The 23,701-nt window shown below is 68.0% G+C and carries 14 protein-coding genes; 9 read left to right on the forward strand and 5 right to left on the reverse strand.

Annotation, left to right across the window (positions count from 1 at the left end; translation table 11 throughout):
* The 7 genes from EXU32_RS10785 to EXU32_RS17690 all read left to right on the forward strand — a co-directional run bounded on the left by EXU32_RS10785 (position 1) and on the right by EXU32_RS17690 (position 9,361).
* A complete protein-coding gene (locus tag EXU32_RS10785) occupies positions 1-1,854 on the forward strand; it encodes a glycosyltransferase family protein (protein WP_130629907.1) in 1,854 nt (617 codons plus the stop codon).
* Complete coding sequence (locus EXU32_RS10790) at positions 1,851-3,689, forward strand: hypothetical protein (protein ID WP_130629908.1); 1,839 nt, start codon at positions 1,851-1,853, stop codon at positions 3,687-3,689. The genes EXU32_RS10785 and EXU32_RS10790 overlap by 4 nt, the downstream gene beginning before the upstream one ends.
* Positions 3,690-3,814: 125 nt before the next feature.
* Positions 3,815-4,228, forward strand: coding sequence for a hypothetical protein (locus EXU32_RS10795; protein ID WP_130629909.1), 414 nt, complete (start codon positions 3,815-3,817; stop codon positions 4,226-4,228).
* A complete protein-coding gene (locus EXU32_RS10800) occupies positions 4,221-6,275 on the forward strand; it encodes a glycosyltransferase family 2 protein (protein WP_130629910.1) in 2,055 nt (684 codons plus the stop codon). Before EXU32_RS10795 ends, EXU32_RS10800 begins: the two co-directional genes overlap by 8 nt.
* 8 nt (positions 6,276-6,283) lie before the next feature.
* Positions 6,284-6,880: a hypothetical protein gene (locus EXU32_RS10805; RefSeq protein ID WP_130629911.1), complete on the forward strand. Its 597-nt coding sequence runs from the start codon at positions 6,284-6,286 to the stop codon at positions 6,878-6,880.
* Between the two features lie 3 nt (positions 6,881-6,883).
* Entirely contained in the window at positions 6,884-8,116 is a 1,233-nt protein-coding gene (locus EXU32_RS10810) for a hypothetical protein (RefSeq protein ID WP_130629912.1), read from the forward strand.
* Positions 8,117-8,902: 786 nt separating this feature from the next.
* On the forward strand, positions 8,903-9,361 hold the full coding sequence (locus EXU32_RS17690) for a DUF6395 domain-containing protein (RefSeq protein ID WP_431603066.1): 459 nt from the start codon (positions 8,903-8,905) through the stop codon (positions 9,359-9,361).
* A 102-nt stretch (positions 9,362-9,463) separates the two neighbouring features.
* Here EXU32_RS17690 and EXU32_RS10815 read toward each other — a convergent pair whose 3' ends face one another.
* The gene (locus EXU32_RS10815) at positions 9,464-11,218 is read right to left on the reverse strand and encodes a glycosyltransferase 61 family protein (RefSeq protein WP_130629913.1); all 1,755 of its coding nucleotides are present in this window, start codon (positions 11,216-11,218) and stop codon (positions 9,464-9,466) included.
* 126 nt (positions 11,219-11,344) lie between these two features.
* Here EXU32_RS10815 and EXU32_RS10820 point away from each other — a divergent pair, with 126 nt between their 5' ends.
* Positions 11,345-15,850, forward strand: a complete 4,506-nt coding sequence (locus tag EXU32_RS10820; RefSeq protein ID WP_130629914.1) for a glycosyltransferase — start codon at positions 11,345-11,347, stop codon at positions 15,848-15,850.
* Entirely contained in the window at positions 15,847-16,596 is a 750-nt protein-coding gene (locus EXU32_RS10825; RefSeq protein WP_130629915.1) for a DUF6270 domain-containing protein, read from the forward strand. Before EXU32_RS10820 ends, EXU32_RS10825 begins: the two co-directional genes overlap by 4 nt.
* Here the strand turns inward: EXU32_RS10825 and EXU32_RS10830 are convergent.
* The 4 genes from EXU32_RS10830 to EXU32_RS10845 are packed head-to-tail and all read right to left on the reverse strand — an operon-like array spanning position 16,583 to position 23,571.
* Positions 16,583-18,865, reverse strand: coding sequence for a DUF6270 domain-containing protein (locus EXU32_RS10830; RefSeq protein ID WP_130629916.1), 2,283 nt, complete (start codon positions 18,863-18,865; stop codon positions 16,583-16,585). The two genes, EXU32_RS10825 and EXU32_RS10830, sit on opposite strands and share 14 nt — an antisense overlap.
* Positions 18,862-19,719 (reverse strand): ABC transporter ATP-binding protein, encoded by an 858-nt coding sequence (locus tag EXU32_RS10835; protein WP_242612761.1) that lies wholly within the window; start codon positions 19,717-19,719, stop codon positions 18,862-18,864. The genes EXU32_RS10830 and EXU32_RS10835 overlap by 4 nt, the downstream gene beginning before the upstream one ends.
* Complete coding sequence (locus EXU32_RS10840) at positions 19,712-20,599, reverse strand: ABC transporter permease (protein WP_130629917.1); 888 nt, start codon at positions 20,597-20,599, stop codon at positions 19,712-19,714. The genes EXU32_RS10835 and EXU32_RS10840 overlap by 8 nt, the downstream gene beginning before the upstream one ends.
* Entirely contained in the window at positions 20,596-23,571 is a 2,976-nt protein-coding gene (locus EXU32_RS10845; protein ID WP_165399649.1) for a glycosyltransferase, read from the reverse strand. The genes EXU32_RS10840 and EXU32_RS10845 overlap by 4 nt, the downstream gene beginning before the upstream one ends.
* Positions 23,572-23,701: the final 130 nt, after the last annotated feature.

Consider the following 23,701-nt stretch of genomic DNA (forward strand, 5'->3'; position numbering starts at 1 on the left):
ATGTCGATGTCCACTGCGCGGACCGCGCTCTGGCACCTGCGACGGGGCGGCCTCTCGCAGGTGCGCACCTGGCGGCGCCGCCAGCGCCTCGGTCAGGGCGGCGTCGTCGTCCGCCGCGATGAGGCCCTGCCGGAGTGGCCCCTGCCGGACCGCCCCGTGCGCCGGCCGGACCTGCGCGTGGGGGTCGTCCTCGACGACTTCAGCCGGCTGGCCCTCGCGCCCGAGTGGACCCAGGTCGAGGTGACCCCGGCGGCGTGGGAGTCGCAGGTCGCCGAGGGGATCGACCTGCTCTTCGTCGAGTCGGCGTGGCACGGCAACAGTGGCACGTGGCGATACCAGCTCACCGGCCCCTCGGCCCCCTCCCCCGCGCTGGTGGCTCTCGTGGAGCACTGCCGGGCGGCCCGGGTGCCCACCGTCTTCTGGTGCAAGGAGGACCCGGTCCACTTCGACGACTTCGTCGACACCGCCGCCCTCTTCGACCATGTGCTGACCACCGACGTCGAGATGGTGCCGCGGTACCGGGAGCGGCTCGGTCATGACCGCGTGGGCGTCATGGCCTTCGCCGCGCAGGAGCGGATCCACAACCCGATCCGACCGCAGCAGGGCCACGCCGAGCGCGACATCGCCTTCGCCGGCATGTACTTCGCCCACAAGTACCCCGAGCGGAGAGAGCAGATGGATCTGCTCCTCGGTGCCGCCGCCCGGGTCTCGCCGCGGATGGAGCGGGGGCTGGAGATCTTCTCGCGCTTCCAGGGCGGGGACCCCAACTATCAGTTCCCGGCCCCCCTGGACGAGCACGTCGTCGGCTCGTTGAGCTACCGCCAGACCCTCACCGCCTACCGGGTCTTCAAGGTCTTCCTCAACGTCAACTCAATCGTCGGTAGCCCGAGCATGTGCGCCCGTCGCGTCTTCGAGATCTCCGCGTGCGGCACGCCAGTGGTCTCGACCCCGAGCCCGGCGCTCGATGCCTTCTTCCCCGACGACGAGGTGATCCGGGTGTCCGAGCCGCAGGAGGCGGAGTGGATGCTGCGGGCGCTCGTGCGCAGCCCGCTGCTGCGCGACCGCACGGTCCACCTCGCCCAGCGCCGGATCTGGCGCGAGCACACGTATGCCGCGAGGGTCGACGACGTCCTGCGTCGGGTCGGCCTCGAGCAGCACGTGCGGCAGCCGCGCACGGTGACGGCCCTCGTCTCGACCAACCGGCCGCACCAGCTCGAGCACGTCATCACCCAGGTGGCACGGCAGCGTGACGTCACGGTCCAGCTCGCGCTGCTCATGCACGGCTTCGACGATGAGGCTCGGGTGCGGGAGCTCGCCGCCAAGCACGGCATCGAGGACCTCGTCGTGCTGCACGCCGACCAAGACGTCCTCCTCGGCACCTGCCTCAACCGGCTCGTCGATGCGGCCAGCGGCGACGTGGTGGCCAAGATGGACGACGACGACCTCTACGGCGAGTACTACCTCTTCGACAGCCTGCAGGCCCTCGAGTACTCGGGGGCGGACGTCGTCGGCAAGCAGGCGCACCAGATGTACCTCGAGAGCCAGTCGGCGCACCTCGTGCGCTTCCCCGAGCGCGAGCACCGGTTCACCGACTTCGTCGCCGGACCGACGATGGTCATGCCGCGCTCGGTCGCGCTCGAGCATCGCTTCCCCGACGCCCAGATCGGCGAGGACACCGGGCTGCTGCGACGCGTCGTCGAGACCGGTGGTCGGATCTACTCCGCCGACCGCTTCGAGTTCGTCCAGGTGCGCCGCGGAGCCGGTGAGCACACGTGGGATGCGAGCGATGCGGAGATGCTGGCGAACGCAGATGTCCAAGGGTTCGGCACGACGGACGGAGGTGGGTCTCGATGACCGTGGCCCCGCAGGATGCTGCAGGCGGCAGCGGCGGGATCGCCCCCGGGACGGTCATCGTCGTGGGTTCCCTCGACGGGCTCCCCCGGCCCGCAGCACTCACGGCCCTGAGCTCTGGCGTCCACGCACGTTGGTCCCGCGGGCCGCAGACGGCGGAAGGTGCCGACGGGACGGTCTCGCTCGACGGCGTCACGATCGCCGACGGCCGGCTGCTGCGCTCCGGCGCTGAACTGCTGCAGGTGTGGGGTGGTCGTGAGCCTGCTCCCTTCGCCCACTGGTGGGGTCGGCACGCCCGCCAGGCCTCCTGCGCGTACGTGTGGCACGCCCCGACCGAGCGGCTCGTCGTGCTGCCCGACGCCCTGGGCGGGGCCACCGTCTTCGTCCACGAGGTCGGCGGGGTGCAGGTCCTCTCCTCCGACTACGCCGCCCTGATCGGCATGCTCGACGACCTCGGCCTGCGGCCGGAGAAGGACCTGATGTACCAGGTCGAGCGCACCGTCTTCGGGAGCGGCGGTCTCTACGAGACGAGCCATGTGGGTGGGCGCCGGGTCCCGACCTTCACCCACCTCGACATCACGTCGGGCGGGCTGCGTGAGGTCCGTTACGACGTGGCGCCTTCCCTCGACGAGCCGCGCAGCTACTACGAGGGCCTGGCCACGGTGCGGGCCGACGTCCTCGACTCGATCGCCGTCATCGCCGCGGCTCCGACCGAAGAGCGCATCGCTCACCTCACCGGCGGCTTCGACTCGCGCATGGTGCTCGGCGCGATCCTCGAGGCCGGTGTGCAGGACCGCTTCGAGTTCTTCTGCAGCGGACCGCCGGAGTCCCGCGACCGTGAGGTCGCCGACGGGCTGGCCCGCACGCTGGGTCTGGTGCGCTCCGCGTCGGCTGGCCTGGTCCCGCAACACGTGGGCAGCTTCAGCGACCAGCAGCTCGCCCTGCTCGGGTACACGGCGGGCATGTCCAACGTCGGGCCGACCGGCACCGAGGACCCCCTCGACGTCATCGCGGCCGGCGGTGGCTACGGCGAGCTCTTCCGCTCCTTCTACACGCACGCCATCACCGGGCAGGGTCCGGCTCCGTGGGCGGACGGGCGCGCTCTGATGACCGCGATGGTTGGCTCGGCTCCCGACCAGGGCATCCTCAGCCCACGCGCCTTCGACCTGCTCGCCGGGCGGCTCACCGACGTGCTCACCAGCATCCACGAGTCAGGCGTGCCCGCCGACTTCGTCGGCGACGTCTACTACTCCGACGTGCGCAACCGCTACCACATGGGCGCCACCTCGCTCAGCTGGAGCCGTGTGGGGGCGCGGGTCAACCCGCTGTACTCCGTCAGCGCCCTGCAGGCCGCGTGCGAGCTGCCCGGGATGGCACGGCGGGCCAACGTCCTCGGGTACGACCTGCTCGAGTCCTTCGGCCACGACCTCTCGCGCTACCCCTTCGACAAGGACCGCTCCTCGATCGAGTACCGGCGACAGCGACGACCGCGGCTTGGCCTGCCCTTCCCCGAGGGCCAGGTGACCTGGTCGGTGAAGCCCGCGCGTCCCACCAGCGGACCCGCTCCTGCACCGATGTCGGCAGAGCGCCGCGAGATCGTGCTGAAGCGGGCAAAGGCGCTCGACATCATCTTCTGGCAGTCGGTCAACCTCGAGTCGACCCAGGCCGTCCTGCGGCGCGTGATCGAGCAGACCGACCTGAGCACCTACGCCGAGGTCGTCAACGTGTCGTACCTGCAAGACCTGGCCCGCACGGGCACGTGGAACCGCAGTAGGGTGCGCCACCTGTACTGGGCGAGCACGATGCTCATGTGGTTCGGAGACGAGTCGCGGCTGTGAGCACCCATTCGATCGCCATCCTGCCCCGGCTGCCCTTTGGAGCGAACCCAGGGTCTGGGCCTGGCCCCTCTAGTCACATTCCAGCCGATAACGTGGCCAGACGTCCCTTCTAGGAGTAGTAGCAGATGACCAAGCGCATGAGGTTCAGAGTCGACCCTGACGTGCCAGTACGCCGCTGGCAAATGGCCCTGACCTTCGGAGACGACGTACCACACAGTAAGAGCGCGGTGGTCGTCGTTCACCCCCGCGACCCTGACGGTGAACCCATTCACTCCTTGCGTCGCGAGGGATGGTTCTACAGCGAACGCTTCGACGCGAACTTCGCCTACTTGCCAGCTTCCCCGCCCGGCCAGGAGATTCTGCTCCCTCCGCAAGAGTCGGACGTTTACGTCTCGGAGATCGAGGTCGAAGTGAGGCCGTTCAATTCACCACAGCTAGATGTCACTACCGTTGGACCGTTGATCTTCCTCCCGATGGACGACGACGCGCCAACGGAAACAACCGTAGCGGCATACCTCGCGGAGGAAATCGATGACTGACCTGGACGCTTCTGTTGTAATCGGGTTCAAGGACTGGGGTACAGACCGGCTGGCCAGATGCGTCTCGTCAATCCACGCCTCGCTTTCTGGTCACCCTCACGAAGTCATCGTCTCTGATTACGGTAGCGAAAACGCCGAGGCAGTCCGCGCAGCCGCCGAAGCGGCCGGTGCGACCGTGATCCGCACTGAGACGGACGGGACGTGGTCAAGCGGCAGGGCCCAGAACGCTGGATTCGCCCATGCCACAGGGCGGGTGTTCATGAACACCGACGCTGACATGATCTTCACCCCGCACGCACTGGCAAGAGTCGTCGAGCGTCTGTCCGAAGCCCCGTCCGAGGCCATTATTCTGCAGTCACGAGATCTCCCATACAGCGTCACGGAACAAGATTTGTTGGATCCGGATTGGCAGGACCTTGCGACCGTTGCCACGGTGCGCCCTCGATGGGGGTGCGGAGGGTTGGTCGCAACCCACCGCGACACGTACCTGAAGTTGCGTGGCTACGACGAGCGCATGCACACGTACGGTGGCGAAGACATCGACTACCTCAAGAGACTCCGCAGATCTGGGGCCACCATCCACTGGCTCGACGAGCCGTCGGTTCGCATGTACCACGTGTGGCACCCTTCGACCAGTGCCGCCGCCGCGCAAGACCCTGCAGCCACGGCCGCCATAAAGCGGAACAGAGAGCTCCACACGAACGACAACACCACCGTACGCAACGTGGTCCGGTGGACTCACCGTCACCCTGAAGCGCCCCCGGTGGTGAGCGTCATGGTCAACTGCGAGGAGTACACGGATCCATCCGACGGCGCCGTCGAGATCTCCACGTTGCTGGGCCAGACATTGACTGACATCGAGATCGTTCTGGTCGGGGGCGATTCGTCCTGGCAGAGGTTCTTCAACGATCCCCGAGTTGCAGTGGCTCCTCGGCTGGATGACGGCTGGGTAGCTGCTATCAAGCACTCACGCGGAACCTTCATCACTTTGCACGCCCGACGTCAGCTCCACGTCAGCAATCGCCTCGAGCGACTCGTAAACCTCACATCAACCTCTGGCCGCGCAATCGCAGACTCCACGGCAATGGTAACCAGATCGTCCAGCGGAGTTTTCTCCCCCGTCGCGGCCTCGATCCTGAACACCTTCCCTAATCCATGGAGTTCTGTCCTCATCCCACGTCAGAACGCTCTCGACGGGCTTTCGGGCGCACAGTCAGGGTCCCCCGAGGATCTCTTGTACGCAATCCTACGGGGCGGTGTTTTCATAACCGCAGAAGAAGCGCTGGGCAGCGTGTTCACGGCTCCAGCCGAGATCGAACTCCAGCAGGACCTCGCCAAGAGCGCAGACTCCCGCCGACGATTGGAGTGGGGCGGCAGCGACAAATCTTGGCTCGACAATTTCCAAATCGCGGGCCACCTCGAGCCTGCCACCAAACTTGCGGCCGAAACCTACGATGAGCAGTACGACTTTATCCTCGTCACGCCCTCTGCGCACGATTTGGCCGTCGAGGCAACCTCGAAACTCTCAAGCGGGCTGATGAGATCTACGCTAGTGACAGACGGTGAAGGCACCGAGTTGTTCTCGATCGTCAGGCATTCGGGCCTGTCATTCGCCGACGTATCGCTGATGCGGTCAACCCGCGAATCGACCGTTCTGGGAGAAGCTACTGCTCGTAGCCGCACCTCGATGGCAACCGTCGACGATTCAACAGAAATCGATGTCGTCATGGACGAATGCAGCAGGATCTACACGAGCGACCCCACTGCGGCCACTTGGATAGTCGTCAGTTTCGCGAACGACTCAGGGATCGCAGGAGTGTTCCACGGGTTGGAACGCATGTCGGGCCTGACCTGCGTTCTTCGACGCGACGTGATCGACGAATTCTCACATCACCGCCTTGTCATGGCCGCCCTGGAGAACAAGAGTGACGGAATTTCAGCCTTGAACCGAGTACGTGCCATAGCCCCAGCTGGTGCAAGCGTCGAACTTCGATGCCGCCCAGCAGTCATTTCGCTTTCCCAGTTGACTAAGGTAGATGCTCGATGAAGTTCACAATGGCTGTCGACCGCGTGCGAACAGTGTTTCACTGCACGGGCGAGGAATTCGACGGCGTGCCGCCAATTCAACGCTTCGACGTGGGCGCCCCAGTGAAGTCGATGACGCCGGACCGGACAGCGGTCGCACTTGCGATGCTGTTCCACCCCTGGATTGCCGGGACGATAGTTTTCCCCGAGGCAATATCACCACTCGTCGCCAACCGGATTACTCAGTTTTTCGGCGCACGAACCACCTTGCCGAGTCCAGTTCGTGGGGGAGATTGGCCAATCCTCCCAGGCGCTCGCCGCATCCGCATCACGACGCCTGAGACGGAATCACCTTCGCGAATGAAGGAGCATCTGCTCAGCCTCACTTCACTGGCTCGTCAGGAGTCCTTCGCATCGGCGCCAGATCGCACGGCAATCCCCAGCTCCCTCTACCTCCTTCGGCCACCTGCATTGGAAAACGCACATCAAATCCAACTTCTCGGCCTGGGCGCTCTCTTGGCTGCCGATCTGCAGGGACGCATCCTCGTCACCGATCGCGCGCATGCTCTGCCGCCCGAGGTATCGCTTCTTCTGGATTCCGTCGGACTTGGCCTCGCGGGAGCGTGAACGATGACCGCTGAGCCACGATTGGTTATCACCTACAATTTCCCACCGTTCTCAGACGCTTCTGCGGTCACGGCAGCTAAGCGGATTGTTGATGCGGGTGAGGACGTTCACGTCGTGATGCAGGACTTGTCCAAAGTCCGACCGCGCGATGAAACGCTTTGGCAGTTGGTTGCGCCGTTCGTTCAGGAGCGCCACATCCTGCGCGGACCCGTCCAGTTCTTGACTTGGTCCTCCTTGGAGTCCTTCATCGATCAGGGCCTCGCCAGACTGATCGCCAAGGGCCCCTTGAGCAGGTACGACAGAATGTACTCGCGAACCATGTGGCCACATTCGCACTTGCTGGCCGGAGCGATTCGGGTTAGGTCACCCAAGACGACGTGGCAAGCGGAATTCTCGGACCCGCTGTTATGGCACGTAGACGGCAAGACCCGGCACAGTCCGACGTTGCCGCACAACAAGATGACAAGAAGTCTCGTTCGCGCACTGCCCGCACGATACCAACGCCTCTTGGGCGATCGGCCCGAGACTCTCCAGCTTGTGCAGTTCCTCCCGTTCGCGCTCGCGGACGAGATCATCTTTACGAACGACCAACAACGGGAGTTGATGCTGGGGGACCTGCCAGATGGACGAATGGCAGACGTGGTCTTCCAGAAGAGCGTTGTAAGTGCGCACCCGACCCCACCGTCTTCGTGGGCGAATCTGGCCGACGGGCCGGGGCCAGAGGACAATGGACGCGTCCACTTCGGATATTTCGGAAGCCTCTATCCCAATCGCGGCCTAGGCGCGCTGTTGGAAGCTATTCGCATCCTGCCGCCCAGCGACCAAGACCGCTTGAGTGTTGACCTATTCACCCCGAATGTCACCCAGAGCGAAGGCGTCATCAAACGCATGAAGCTGGGCGACATTGTCCACGCTAAACGAGCACTGCCCTACACGCGATTCATGTCTGTGGCCGCCAAGTACGACTATCTGCTCGTGTTCGACACCCAGGGCGGAGATTTCCCCGTCGCAAATCCGTTCCTGCCGTCCAAAATCAGCGACTATCTCGGAACGGGCGCAGAAGTAATGGTGGTTGTGGCTCCAGGCAGCGAACTGGAGAAGCGCGCGTACGAGTATGAGGCGAGAGTCGGAGACGTGGGATCCATCGCACGTTGCTTGGGGCGCGCCATCCGGTCGCGGTCCTCGGAGGTCCCTCGCCCCGTCACAAGTGGCCAAGCAATCTCAAGTTCCCGCTAGACTCCAAGAATGCTCACCCACTCCCACTTCGACGTCCAGTGTTGGACTCTGAGGTTCGGCCTCGAAGCCGACGACCGCCATCGGGGCCCTGGGCAAAGCGGCACTGACATCGGCTTCAAAGCTCAACAGATTCACGTCGAACTTCCGGTAGCCCCCGTCAAAGCTCCGCACCCGGACGCGGAGGCTCTAGCCGTCCTCACCATCGTACGGCCGTGGATCGGCTCCTCGCTTCAGGTGACTCGAGGCGTCTCGCAAGAATTCCAGGACGAGGTGTTCCGACTGTTCAGGATCGAAGTTGGTCCAGTGCACAAGTACCTCAAACCACGCAGCCAAGGCAGCGTTCCGGTCCTTTCGTACAGCGCCGGATTCGACTCGACAGCAGCCTCTGCACTGTTTCCAGAGTTCCCGCACGTTCACCACCGGAGGGTGAGCCACCCTGCCGTTCCGGACCCTGGCACCTACAGAGCGGACGCGATTGAATCGCTGGTAACTGCTGCCGGTGACCGCGGTCGCGACGTTTATATAACCCGGACCGACTTCGAGCACATCGTCGACCCATACCCATCGCTCCCACATTGGTTTGGATTTGCCGTGGGCCCGCTGTTGCTCAGTGAGCACTTGGACGCGGGCGCTCTTGTTTTGGGCGGCACGCTCGAAACCAGATACATGGACATGGGTCGTCGATGGACGGGTCCGCCTCCGACTGAATCGGGAATCGATCCACTGCCCCGACTCGTCGGCATGCCTGTCATGAGGCCACTGGTTGGCATCTCTGAGATTGGAACCATGGAGCTGACCCTCAAGTCCGATCTTAAGAACTTCGCTCGGTCATGCGTTGCTGGCAGCGTCGAAGACGCTTGCCACCGTTGCAGCAAGTGCATTCGGAAGGATTTGATTCGGGCTGTGATCACCGGTGACGCCACGGGGGCCCGCTCCATTCCTGACGATGCTCCAGGCTGGGGTCCGTTTGCTGCGGACCCCCCTTTCTACATGCAAGCTCAGTACGAGTGGGTGATCGCGCGACTCCCTCGGGAAGACTGGCCAGGTGGGCTGTCACGTCTGGCCACGAAACTCCCCAGAGCCAGCCTGGAACGGACCGAGTGGATGGGACGAGCGTACTCACCGGCTGTCGACAGTGCGATCCCTCCGCAATGGCGCGAATTGTCCCGGCAGCGAATTGCGGAGCGACTCGGATGGATGCAGGAACTTGACGTGGACCACATGCAAGCTTGGGACCGCACATAAACCAGACAGGCTTCACCAGCCTCGATCGTTTGCGTCCCGAGGCACGATACTGGGCATGGTGGGCCGTGCCCACGGTCGCTGGCTTGGCGCCAGGCACGTGCGCTAGATCCGCTCGTCCACCCATTCCAGGAGCCGCGCCTTGCCGACGTCCCCAATTGAGAAGTCGGAGGACATGTCCCGCTGAGCGTCGCCCGATTCTCCTTGAACCCCTAAGTACGACCCGCGCTTGTGGCACACAATGTCGTAGAAAAAGTCATGGGGCATGGCTTCTGTAGCCAGTGCTGCGACTTGGACCCCTGACTTACTGAAGGCCAGGTTCGAGAGCGCTGCGCCCATGTTGCCAACCACCACTCGAGCCGCTTTAAAGGTGGCTACCTGCTCCAGAAAGGTCATCTTTTCAGGGTTCACGAATTCAAACCCTCGGGCGCTCAGACTAGACACGATTCGATCTTCGTCCAGCAGGCGCCGACGACCATATGCATTCCTGCTGACGTAGATCCGTTCAGAGCCCGCTGGTTCCACCGTTCGCGTTACATGCTCTAGGTACTGGATTGCTTCGGGCGCCTTCGATGTTGGATGCCATGACAGGCTACCCAGAACACCCAAGGAATCGAACTCCCAAGGGCCCTCACCTACCCACGCAACGTCGTCGCTCCCAAAGCCCGCAAGCTCGAGACAATCGGAAACGACGGCCTTCATGGGTCCACGCTGCTCCGAAACGATCAAAAGGGGCTTATCGCGCAGATTCAAGACTGGGAGGAGGCTCAATTTGGCGAATGCGTCGACGAGCCAATGTCCGTAATTGCTGTCCCAGGCGCTCTTGAGAAAGACCGGTGTTCGACCAGCACGCTTGGGCCCTTCTGAGGGATCGAACTTGCGTCGGGCCACCCATCTCGTGGCTCCTGCTTGCCGATCCATCCCCTGATATTTTGGCACATTAGCAATGCAGTTGATGGACTCCTCGAGAATTTCACCCGAGGAGGTCAAGACGGCTGCCCCCAGCGTAGTGGCGTTTTCGAGCACGCCGCTCGACACGGTGCCGAGGTCAACTGGAGACTGGTGAATGATTCGGTCAAATGAGGCTACAACGTTGCCATTTGCCCCGTACAGTTCGCCTCCTATCCGGTCGTACGGCGTGGTTCGCACCGAGGACGCACCCCGGACGATCCTGTCCAGCGAAGCACGCCGCCACGTCTGACCTGCGGTCGGCTTCTTTCGGATGATCACAGCATGGCCAATAAGAGTCACGGACTCGAACGTCTCACGGCAGTAGGCCTCGAACTCTGAGCGCGGGGGGTCTGCCACTACACCAGCGACGAAGCCCCTCGCAATTTGAGCCACATAGTCAAAGGCCGATTCAGGATGCCCTCCCGAGTAAGTGTCAATGTAGGACCCGAAACTTGTGTGGATATCCTCGACCACATACACCCCCCCTGGTTCAACAACGGGGTACAAGATTTCGAAACTGGTGATCTGGTGACCCCACCTGTGTGAACCATCCTCAATTATTATACGGGGGGAATATCTGTCAGCGAGCGAACCAATGAAATCAAGGTCCCCTTGGTCACCTAGTTCGACACGGATCCGGCCACCTTCGAGCTCCTTGCATGCTGGGCTGATGTCTACCCCGACAATCTGTGCGTTCGGAAAGTACTCCTCCCACATGCGCGTTGATGCGCCCTTGTGGACGCCAACCTCGAGGACAGTCATGTCCTCGTTCCGGAGGTGCGCCACGTGCTGCTCATAGACAGTGAGATACCCGTGATACTTGGACGACTTGTCCGTCCCTGCCCTCAACCCAATCGCGTCGAGGTCCCCTGGGGCTTGGACGGGTGGCGCTGAGGTGGTGTAGCGCATCAGTACTCCGAGTTCTGTTAGCAAGGCTCGCCGACAACCTACTGGAGAAGGGCCGCCGCGTCTGCCGGTCGGAGGTTTCCATACTACCGTGTGCCTCGACCGCTGCGATCAAGGAGACAGTGCACGGTGCATGACGACGAGAAGTCCGACGACGCGGCCCTGTCCCGTCAGTTGCTCGAGGAGATCGCAGCCAACCCAGAGGCGGTTCTGGCCGAGCTTCAGGACCTACGGCGCCGCGCTGCGAAGGGCAAAGGCCTCAGGTCCAAGCTCGAGGCGACGCAATCCAAGGTGGAGGCTGTCGAGACCAAGCGTTCGGGCGCCGTCGCACGGGCGGAGGCCCTCAAGAGCGAATTGGCAAGCGCCAACGCTGCCCTAAACGCCTATCGGGCCGAGAACAAGCGGCTCAAGGAAGACCTCCAGAGGGTCCGCACCTCCCGCTCCATGAAGGTCGGCAAGGCGCTCACCTCCCCCGGTCGGGTCTTCAAGCCCGGCACCAAGCCGGCTCCCGCGGCGACGGCAGAGACCACCCCTTCGTCCCTGGCGCCGACCCGGCCCGCCGCGGCCACACCTTCACCCGAGCAGTCCCCCGCGCAGCCCGCCACGCCCGCCCCAGCCTCGAAGAAGTCGTACGACGAGCTGCTCGCCGAGCTCGCGGAACGCCCCTCCACCGGCAACCTGGTCCACGCGCTCAACCGCGCATGGTTCGGCCTCGGGTCCATCACCGAGGCACACCGCATCGCCTCCGAGCACCCCGAGCTCGTCGCGAGCCTCGATGCCAAGCAGCGCATCTTCGTCGACCGCGCCGTGGCCGCTCACCGGGTGAGTCTCGAGGGCATCCCCGTCCCCCCGCGCTCGAGCGGGGCCGCCTACGTGCCGGAGCCCAGCCGCCTGCTCTACTGCGTCCACTCGACGCCCGCCTACAACACCAACGGCTACTCGACCCGCACCCGCGGTGTCGCAGCCGGCCTCGGCGACGCGGGCGTCGACGTCTCGGTCGTCGCCCGCGTCGGCTATCCCTGGGACAGCCAGGTCGACAAGAAGGCGCCCAAGGCCCACCGTCAGGTGAGCACGCTCGACGGTGTCGACTACACCCACCTGCCCGGACCGCGCCTCGGCTCCACGCCGATCGACCACTACATCCTCGCCTGCGCCGACGCCTTCGTGCGGGAGGCCCGGCTGCGCCGCCCTTCGCTCATCCAGTCCGCCTCCAACCACGTCACCGGTCTCGCTGCGCTCATCGCCGCGCGGCGCGTGGGTGTTCCCTTCGTCTACGAGGTGCGGGGGCTGTGGGAGGTCACCGAGGCCTCCGGCAAGCAGGACTGGGAGCAGACCGAGCGCTACCAGCAGCAGGCCGACTTCGAGACGCTCGTAGCGACCGAGGCCGACGCCGTCCTCGCCATCACCGAGGAGACCCGGCAGGAGCTGATCCGTCGGGGCGTCCCCGCCGACAAGATCACCCTGGCGCCCAATGCCGTCGACCCCGGCGTCTTCGTCCCGCTGCCCAAGGACGAGGCATACGCCCGGCAGCACCGCGTGCGCACCGACGTGCCCGTCATCGGCTTCGCCGGCTCGATGGTCGGCTACGAGGGTCTCGACCTGCTCGTCGACGCCGTCGCCCTCCTGCGTGACGAAGGGGTCGACACCCAGCTCGTCCTCGCCGGCTCCGGCGCCGCGGAGCCCGCGCTGAAGAAGCAGGCCGACGAGCTCGACCTCGGTGACACCGTGCGCTTCGTCGGGCGCGTCCCGGCGAGCGAGATGCAGCGGATGATCAGCCTCTTCGACGTCATGCCGTGCCCCCGCCGCTCGCTGCCCGTCACCGAGATGGTCTCGCCGCTCAAGCCCCTCGAGGCCTTCTCCTGCGCCAAGGCCGTCGTCCTCTCCGACGTCTCGCCGCACCGCACCCTCGCGGGGACCGAGGGCGAGCGCGCCGTCATCGTGCCGGCGGACGACGCCCGCGCCCTGGCCGACGCCCTCCGGCCGCTCCTGGCCGACGAGGACGCCCGCGCCGACCTCGGCCGCCGCAGCCGGCTGTGGACCCTCGACGAGCGCACCTGGCTGCACGTCGCCGAGGCCTTCCGCGACGCTCACGCCCGCGCGACCGCGGTAGTCGCTGCCCACGACGCCACCACCGACCGTGACCTGCGGTCCCTGCGGGTCGGGATCATCGCCGACGAGTTCACCACCGAGACGCTGCGCCCCACCTTCGACCTCGTGCCACTGGACCGCCAGGGGTGGCGCGACCAGCTCGACGGGCTCGACCTCGTCTTCGTCGAGTCTGCGTGGAAGGGCAACGACGGCCAGTGGCTGCGTGGAGTCGGTCGGTATGACGACGACGAGCACGCCGACATCGTCGCGCTGCTCGCGCGGGCCCGCGAGCTCGGCATCCCCTCGGTCTTCTGGAACAAGGAGGACCCGGTCCACATCGAGCGATTCATCGCGACCGCCTCGCTGTGCGACCACGTCTTCACCACCGATGCCAACTGCGTGCCGCGCTACCTCGCCGCCGGGGTGGGCACGGTCCGCACCGCGTCGGGGCTGCCCTTCTACGCCCAGCCGCTCATCCACAACCCGCTGCCCGGCGCGCGCACCTACGACCCCTCCGTCGCCTACGCCGGGACCTACTACGGCGAGCGCTACGCGGAGCGCTCCGCCGAGCTCAGCCGCCTGCTCACCGTGGCCCAGCCCTTCGGCCTGGCGATCTACGACCGCCAGGCGGCGATCCCGGACTCGCCGTACCACTTCCCCGCGATCTTCCGCGGCAACGTGCGCGGCTCGCTCCCCTACGACGAGGTCATCGACTCCTACAAGTCGCACCTGGCCAACCTCAACGTCAACTCCGTCGCCGATTCCCCGACGATGTTCTCCCGACGGGTCGTCGAGGTCGCCGCCTGCGGTGGTGTCGTCCTCTCGGGCCCCGGCCGCGGCATCGGCGAGACGCTCGGCCCGACGATCCCCGCGACCAACGACTCCGACGTCTGGCGCGCCTCGCTCGGCCTGTGGTCCCGCGACCCGCAGGCACGCCTGCGCGAGGCCTGGCGCCAGATGCGCACCGTCCTGCGCTCGCACACCGTGACGAGCGCGATGCTCCTGCTGACCCGCACCGCCGGCATCCCGACCCGCGGTGACGTGCCGCCCACCTACGCGGCGATCGTCGACGACTTCCGCACCGACGTCCTCGACTCGCTGGCCCGCCAGTCCGTCCTGCCGACCCGGGTCCTCGTCGTCGGCGACGCCGAGGCCGCCCGCGAGCGCCTCACCCACCTCGGGGTCGACGTGCACGCGTGGGACGGTCGCGGTCTCTACAACGCGATGACCGCCGACTACGTCGTACGCCTCGAGGAGCCGGTCGCGACCCGCACCGGCATCGAGGACCTGCTACACACCCGCAGCTTCGGCAACTGGGAGCGGATCAGCGGCGCCGTCGACCCCGACCACGCGACCGGCGACGCCTTCGCCCACGAAACCCGGGCACCGATGTCCGGCCCCGCCATGGTCCACCGCAGCGTCATCCGCACGCACCACCGGAGCCCGCGCCCCTACGAGGCCGGTCTCGAGCAAGACGACGCGAAGGGTGTCCACCTCACCCTCCCCGCGGCCTCGCCCGGCATCGAGCACGGCACCACAGACCCGATCGACTTCGGTCGCCCGACGCGCCACCTCAAGGTCGTCGTCGCCGGCCACGACATGAAGTTCGCCCGGGCGATGATCCGCGACCTGCGGGCCACCGGCCACGAGGTCGAGATCGACGAGTGGGCCGACCACGTCAACCACGACGAGGAGCGCTCCAGCCGTCTGCTGCAGGGTGCCGACGTCATCGTCTGCGAGTGGGGCCTGGGCAACGCGGTCTGGTACAGCAAGCACCTCATGCCGGGTCAGCGCCTCGTCGTGCGGGTCCACTCGCAGGAGCTGCGCCGCCCCTACCTCGCCTCGATCAAGCACTCGGCCGTCGACGCCTACGTCTTCGTCGGCGACCTCATCCGCGACGCGGCCGTGGCCAGCCATGGCGTTCCAGCAGACAAGACGCACGTCGTGCCCAATGCCGTCGACCTCGACGGTCTCGACCTGCCGAAGTCCCCGGGGGCCGAGACGACCCTCGGACTCGTCGGCATCGTCGCCCGGCCGAAGCGGCTCGACCGGGCCCTCGACGTGCTCGAGGGCCTGCACGCCCGCGGCCTCGACCACACCCTGCGGATCAAGGGCAAGACCCCCGCCGACTACCTGTGGATGGCCCAGCGCCCCGACGAGATGGCGTACTACGACGAGCAGTTCGCCCGCATCGACCGGATCAACGCCCAGCGTCCCGGGGCGGTCGTGCTCGACGGCCACGGCGACGACATGGCGCAGTGGTACCAGGGCATCGGCGTCGCCCTGTCGACGAGCGACTTCGAGTCCTTCCACCTTACGGTCGCCGACGGTGCCGCGTCGGGCGCGCTGCCCGCGCTGCTCGCCTGGCCGGGCTCGGACCTGATCTACCCACGCGAGTGGATCAGCCCCGACGTGGAGTCCATGGTCGAGCGGATCGCCACCGCGCCCCGCGACGGCGAGGCCTTCGCCGAGCAGGCCCGTGCGGCCTTCTCCCACGAGCGGACGACCACCCAGCTGACCGAGATCATCACCGGAGGCACCGCGTGAGCACCGACGACCAGGACCGCGTCCGCACCTTCATCTACGGCAGCTGCGTCTCCCGGGACACCCTGGAGACCATGGGCGACACCCACGAGCTCATCGCCTACGTTGCACGCCAGTCCGCGGTGAGCGCCGGCCACCCGGCCGAGGGCGTGTGGTCGAAGCTCGAGCCCATCGAGTCCCCCTTCCAGCGGCGCAACGTGCAGGGCGACATCGAGGGTGATGCCCTCACCCAGCTCGCCCGTCGGGCCGACGAGGTCGACGTGCTCGTCATCGACCTCATCGACGAGCGGGGCGGGGTCGTCGAGGTCGGCGGCGGCTACGTCAGCCGCCTCGCCGAGCTGTGGCGGGCCGGCGGTGCCGAGGCCACGAGTGACGGCCACCAGATCGACTTCGGCACCGACGAGCACTTCGCCTTGTGGTCCCCGGCGATCGCCCGGCTCGCGGCGGAGATCGACGAGCTCGGCCTCACCGACCGGGTCGTCGTGCTCGAGACCGCCTGGGCCGACGCGCTCGACGACGGGGAGTCCCTCGAGGCCAAGGAGTCCGGCCTGACGCCCGACGAGGCCAATGCTCGCTACCGCCGCTACTACGACCGGGTGCGCCGACTGGGCTGGCAGGTCGTCACCCTCCCCGCCGAGCTCACCGCGTCCACCCGCGAGCACCAGTGGGGCGCCAGCCCCTTCCACTACACCGCGCAGGCCTACGGGCACCTGGCCGCGGGTATCCGCGACGCCGTCAGCCCAAGGTGACGGGCGCCGAGGCACGCGAGACCCGTGAGCCGCTGGCGAGCATGACGAAGACCCTGACGACGTAACGTCCGGGATCGACCCGCCAGAAGGTATGTGTGCGGGGCACGTCGTAACCGATCATCTCGACCCGCTCTGCCCCGCGGAAGAGGTGGTAGGCGACCCGTGCGCCATGGGGCACCGTGACCCCGACGACGATCGCCGCCGGGCCCGAGGGACCCACCGATATGACGACCCCGTCGCCTCCGACGTCGACCCCGCCGAGGTCGGCCGCCGGGGCGGTGCGTCGGACCAGCTCGGCGGCGATCGCGCGCTCGGTCTCGTCGTCGAAGTGGAAGGGAGCAGGCCCCCACCGGTGCGGGTCACCCGCCCGGGTGAGCAGGTCACGGCCGAGCACTGGGGTGCCGACGATCTCCTCGACGCTCGCAATGTAAGGCCGCATCGCAGCATTGCCGGCCTCGGCGTCGAGGTCGAGGCTACGGCCGGTGAGTGCCCCGTCGGTCGTGAGCACGGCCCATGGTGGCGCCAACAGGACGGTACGTCCGAGCAGGCCGGTTTCCTCGAGGAGTGCTCGCCACCGCACGAGCGCCTCGCGGAAGAGCCTCAGGTGATCGTCGGAGCCGAAGGGGACCAGTCGAGCGCCCACCGGAGGCGCACCGTCGCGGTGCAACCCGAGCCACTCGACGGTGCGAGTCGTCACGCCACCGTCTCGGTGGACGAAGATGCCGAGGCGCTCGTCGACGAGGTCCTGGACGAGCAGGTCGGTGAGCGGAGCCATGGCCCGCACCTTGTCGGGCAGTGCACTCGCGTGGTCGGCCTCGAAGACGCGCCGCTGGAAGGCGCTCGACAGCTGGTCGTGCTCCGGAGGCAGCGGCACCGGGGAACCGAAGGCGCTCACCAGGCTCTGGCGCGCCTCGTAGGCCACGAGCGAGATGTCGCTCGGCAGGTGCTCGCAGGCGTCTCGAGAGACACAGCTACCGACGACGCCGATCCCCCGCTGGGCGGTGACGGTGAGCGGCACGGTCACCGAGTCGACGGTGTGCCCATACCAGTCCCGCAGGTGCACGGTCGCCGTCAGCGCACCGGGAGCCGCGATGGCGATGCCGGTCGGCGGGACGTCGCGCCACGACACCCGCGCGGCCCAGGCGATCTCGACCTTGACTCGCACGGGGTCGGTGAGCAGCTCGGGTCGGCCCAGCCACACCCGCACGATGCCGCACTCGTCTTGGGTGACCCGCAGCCCGGCGCGCAGCAGATCGACCGATCCCCCACGCAGGTCGACCGGCAGCTCGTCGTGCGGGGGCACCGGCGCAAGGCCGCGCGAGCGCAGTTCGGTCGCGATGCGCCGGGAGTCGGCGCCCGCACGAACCATCGCGAGGAAGGCCGCCTCGAGCGTGGCGCGCGGTGGCACCGCGTGCCCCTCACCCATGTCGGCGACGAGCCAGCTTTCCCTGCCGCCGGACCACAGGCCGTCACCGAGGTCGGCGAGGTCGGTGCGGTCGAGGTAGGGCCCCATGTGGTCGGCGACGTGCGAGTCGGTCGCGTTTTGCAGGACGAGGAGGCGTCCCCCTTCGCCGTGTGTGGCTATGGGACGCCCGACCGCGGCCAGGTCGATCCCGGCCGCACGGGCTCGCTCCTCCCGCTGGTCGACCGTCTGGCCGCCCAGCGCGGGGCGGGACAACCCCAGCGCGGTCGCGAGGTAGGCATCGGCGAAGGGCGGCAGGTAGCGCTGGATGTCGGTCTGGGGGTTCCACACGAAGGCCGACGTGGGCACCCGCGCACGGCGCAGCTGCTCGAGTGCCGCGAACCCACCGCCCGACCCACCGACGAGCAGCAGCTCCTGCCCCCACCGGCGGTGGGCCAGCTCGAGGACACGGGCGATCGTCTCCTGCGCGTGGTCACCAGCCCGACCCGCGTACCAGCCGAGCGTCAGGTCGGTGTCGGCGGCGACGAGCGGGTCGGAGAAGGCGAGGTATCGCCCGCCCGCGAGCTTGCCGAGGTTGTGCCCGGAAAAGAAGGGGGGCGTGTGCTGCGGACGGCTCGGCATGGCGCCGCCGAAGAAGACGGGGATACAGGTTTCGGCGTCTCCGGCGCGACCGCCGACGATGACGTCGAGGTGGTCACCGCTCGGGAGCCGGATGATGTCGACGCCGCGCTCGAGGGTCGACCGGGTGACGAAGTCGTCGATGCTCGCCCACGCGCGCACCGGGTCGTACCTCGTGTAGTCGGCACCACTCGGTCGCCACCCATCCGGCAGGACTGGCTGGGTCACGAGGTGGCCTTCCGGCGGGCCCGACGACCTCGCGGCTCGGCCAGGGAGACCCGGGCAGGGGTGTGCCGGGCGATGGTGCCCTCAAGGACTCCGCGGGCCTTGTCCGTGTCGCCCTGAGCCTCGCACCACGCCCACCACCGGTAGGCCCGGGCGGTCTGCTCGGCGGGCCCGTCGGAGATGATCTGCCCCTCGTGCAGCCAGATCGCGCGGGTGCACATCTCCTCGATGACCTGCGCTGCGTGCGAGACGAGGAAGATCGTGCCGGCCTGCTCGCGGATCTTCCTCATCCGCTCGTCGCTGCGGGCCTTCGTCGCCGCGTCACCCGTGGCGAGAGCCTCGTCGATGAGCAGGATGTCGGGCTGAGCAGCAGCCGCGATGGCGAAGCGCAGCCGCGCCCCCATACCCGAGGAGTACGTCTTCATCGGCCGGTGGATCGCCGGCCCGAGGGCCGCGAGCTCGAGCACGTCGGGCACGGCGGCCTCCGCCTCCTTGGGCGTCAGGCCCATGGCGAGCAGGCCGAGGCGCACGTTGCGGCCGCCCGTGAGCTCCGGCTGCAGCGCGGCGTTGACCCCGAGGAAGGTCGGGGTGCTCGTCGCGAGGACGGAGCCCGAGGTCGGCGGCTCGAGACCGGCGATGATCCGCAGGAGCGTCGACTTGCCCGAGCCGTTGTGGCCGAGGATGCCGATCGTCTCCCCCCGGCGGGCGACGAGGCTCACGCCCCTGAGCGCGTGCACCCGGGTCGCCCGTCGCCAGAGGCGTCGGCGGTGGCCGTCGTCCTCCTCGGCATTGACCCGATATGTCATCCGCACGTCCTGGACGACGACGCTCGCGTCGGTGATGAGCGGGTCACTCACGGCCGTAGTGCTCCTCTCCGTGCCAGAAGAAGAGGAACCCGAAGAGCGGCGTGATGATGGCCCACGCGGCGAGGACGACCCACAGCCGCAGGTCTCCGGGCTGTGAGTAGAGCAACAGGTCACGTGAGATCTCGAGGACGCAGTACAGGGGATTGAGCTGCGAGATGGCCATGACGAGCGGGTGACCGTCGCTGATCTTCTCGATGGAGAACATCACACCCGAGCCGTACATCCAGATCCGGCTGATGAAGGAGACGGCGACCTTGGCGTCCGGGACGAGCGCACCGAAGCGGGCGGCGTAGAGGGCCAGGCCGGTGTTGAAGAGGGTCTGCAGGAGGAAGACGACGGGGAAGAGCAGCCACCACCACGAGAGCTGCGCGCGGGGCGGGATCGCGAGGATGAGCACGACCATCGTCGCGATGACGGGGAAGGTCGACAGGGTCTCGCGCAGGGTCCCCGCCAGCGGGATGACGGCCCGGGGGAAGGCGAAGGTGCGGATGAGGTTCTTGCCGCTCTGGATCGCCGACAGGCCGCCGGTCAGGCACCTGGAGGTGTAGCCGAAGAGGAAGATGCCGATGAGCAGGAACCCGACGAAGTTGTCGATCCCGTCTCGGGCGCCGAAGACGATGCCGAAGATGACGAAGTAGGTGAGCCCGTCGAGCAGCGGCCGGCCGATGAGCCAGAGGTTGCCGAGCAGGTAGTCCTTGTTGGAGGTGGCGCTCTTGGCCCGGGAGTCGGCGACGATGAAGGCCCGCCGGCGCCACAGCTCCGCGAGGTAGGTGGGCAGCGAAGGGCGTCGCCCGACGGGGACGAGCCCTCGCACGTCGACGTACTCCGTCGACACGGGCTGTCCCTCGATCTGCGCCTGCACCGACGTCATCCGCTCACCTCCGCACCCACCAGTGTGTCGTACAGACCGGCGTACCTGTGCGTCAGGGCGGTCCACGTCCGGGTCTCGGCGAAGGCCCGGCCCCGCAGGCCGAGGTCGGCGCGCAGCGTCTCGTCGCCGGCGAGGCGCACGAGAGCCCGGGCGAGGTCCTCGGGGTCCTCGGGTCGCACGAGCAGGCCGCTGCCGGGGGTCTCGACGATCTCGGCGAGTGCGGGCAAGTCGCTCGCGACGACGGGGCGCCCCACGGCCATCGCCTCGATCGGCTTGAGCGGCGTGACGGTGCGGGCGACGTCGACGTCGCGGCGCGGCACGGTGAAGACGTCGAGGGCCTGGTGCCACAGTCGCGCGGTGCCCCGAGAGACCCGCCCCGGGAGGACGACGTGCTCGGCGAGTCCGAGGCTCTGCACCTGGTCCACGAGTGCCGGGCGCGCGACGCCGTCGCCGACGATCGCTCCGCGCACGTCGACCCCGGCCTCGCGGGCCAGGGCGATGGCGTCGACGAGGGTCGACAGGCCCTCGTAGCCGACGATCGACGAGACGGTACCGACCCAGACCCCGTCCTCCGGCAGCTCGAGGCGACGACGGGCCAGGTGCGCGGGCGGCGCGTCGACGAGCAGCGTCGCGTCGACAGCATTGGGCACGATGGTGATCCGGTCGGAGGGCACCCCGCGCTCGACGAGGTCGTCGCGCAGGGCCTCGGAGAGGGTGACGACGGCGTCGGCCGCGCACGCCATCTCGATCTCGCGGGCCCGCCACAGCGCATACCGCTCGCTCGCGAGTGCGACGGCGTCGGAGCCGTCGGGGCGCGAGGTCGCCCACGTCTTCTCCAGCTGCCCCCGCACCTCGTAGACCCACGGGACGCCGAGCGCGGAGGCGGCCGCCTGGGCGACGAGGGCATTGGGGTAGTGCGTCGTCGCGTGCAGCACCTCGGTGCGCGAGCGCGCCCCGAGGTCGACGACGCCGCGGGCCCACAGCCCGAGCCGGTCCTCGAGCATCTCGGGCAGCCGGGGCGCGAGCACCCGGTGGTAGGGCACCCCGTCGACGAAGTCGGTGTGCTGCGCCCCCGGGACCCCAACGGTCACGGGGTAGCCGGGCCGGGTGATGGCCCGCGCCCGGATGCCGGCCGCCGTCTGCGCCTGGAGGATCGCGTGGCTGCGCAGGGCGTACCCGGAGCCGGTGTGCGGGAGCGAGTTGGTGAGCAGGTGGGTGACGCTGCGGCGGCGGGCCCGCTCACGCCGGCCCGGCGTCGGGGGCACGGCGAGACGGTGCCCCGGGGTGAGGAGCCGGCGCTCGGACCGCAGCCGCTCGGCCTGGCGCCGGTCGCCACCGCGGTCGCTCGACGAGAGCGCGTCGATCGCCCCCGAGATCTCGCCGTCGGACCACAGGGCGCGTGAGCGCAGCCTCCCTTCGCCCGCGGTCGTGCCCGAGACGATGAGCTCGAGCTCGTCGCGCAGGCGCGAGGGACGGGCCCGCTCGAGCAGGGAGCGGGCCTGCTCCGGCCGGTCGGCGAGCACGTGCCCGAGGGCGGCCGTCGTCGGGCTCGAGCCGAGCCGGGCAAGCGGTCCGGCGACGCGGTCACGGATCCGGCCGGGCAGCCGGCGCATGACGAGGACGCCGAAGGAGATCGGGTCGTCGCCGACGTGCTCCACGGCCGTGGCCGCGAGGAGCGAGGCGTTGTCGGTGAGGGCGGCGAGGCGCTGCCCGGCGCTGACCCCGCGCTGCCCCACGGCGACGTGGAGCTCGCCGAGCAGGCCGAGGTACTGCTCGCCCGTGATCGGGCGGCGGGCGTGCAGGTCGACCCAGCTCTTGGCCCGGGGCGAGGGCGCCGGCGGGTGCGGGGCACGGGCGAGCCGCACCCAGAGGTCGGCGAGGGCGCGCGCGTCGCCCGCGGGCACGACGTCACCGGCACCGGCGTCACCGATGACGTCCGCGGCCTCGCCCGAGACGCTCGCGCTGATGTGCATGCCGGCGTCCATGAGCTCGTAGACCTTGGAGGGGATGGTCAGCTCCAGCCCCGGCCAGGCGCGCAGCATGACGAGCGCGGTGTCGGCCCAGGCGTAGTGGTCCGGCACCTCGGTGCGCGGGACAATGCCGAGCAGCTCGACGTCGACGCCGGCCGCGGCCGCCTCCTGCTGGACGAGGGCCCGCCCGGCACCGCCGCCGACGACCCGCAGGCGCACGGTGACCCCGGCCTGCGCGGCCAGTCGGGCGGCCTCGACGGCCGTCTCGAGACCCTGCGCGCGGCCGACGGTGCCGACGTAGACGACCCGCAGCTCACCCTCGAGCGGACGCGTCGGCAGCTCGAGCGGGGCCTCGAAGGGGTGCGAGGCGTTGCGCACGACCCGCACGTGGCGAAACCGGCGCTCGCGCAGTCGCTCGGCAAAGGAGTGGGTCGTCGTCACGACGACCGACGCCCGGCGCTGCAGGACGCTCGTGCCCACCGCGGCGACCCGGGCGAGCGAGCGCTTGACGTGCTGGCGGCCGGTGACCCGCTCCCCGTCCCAGCGGTCGATGACGGCGAGGAGGTCGGGCCAGGCGTCGCGCATCTCGAGCACGAGCGGGCGGCGCATGAGGCGGGAGACGACGACACCCGAGATGAGAGAAGGGAGCGCCGGGACGGTCGTGATGACGACGTCCGGCCGCGCGTCCCCGGCGAACCGTCGGGCCAGCCAGACGGAGTGGGCCGCACCGATGACCTGGTCGGTGAGCAGCGACCAGACCGAGCCGGTCGTCGTGCGGTAGGCCGCCCGGTGGACGACCTCGCCGTGCGAGCCGCCGTGGACCGTCCCCGCGACGAGACCGGCGGCCTCGGGCCAGACCCGGCCGCTCGGGTAGTGGGGCACCGGGGTGATGACGGCGACGTCGTGGCCGTTGGCGGTGAACCACTCGACGAGGCCCTCCCAGCGCTGCTGCGGGGCACCCATCTCCGGCGGGTAGTGATGGGTCAGCAGGAGGACGCGCACGCCACCTCCCCGACAGTCATGGGCGACATTGTGCCCGACGCACGCACGTGCCCTGCGCACCTCCGGGACGTGTCCATCCAACACATGAACACCAGTTTGGACATCCATAACTTCTCGTTATGCTCCGAGG

The sequence above is a fragment of the Janibacter limosus genome (assembly GCF_004295485.1).
Lineage (GTDB): Bacteria > Actinomycetota > Actinomycetes > Actinomycetales > Dermatophilaceae > Janibacter > Janibacter limosus_A.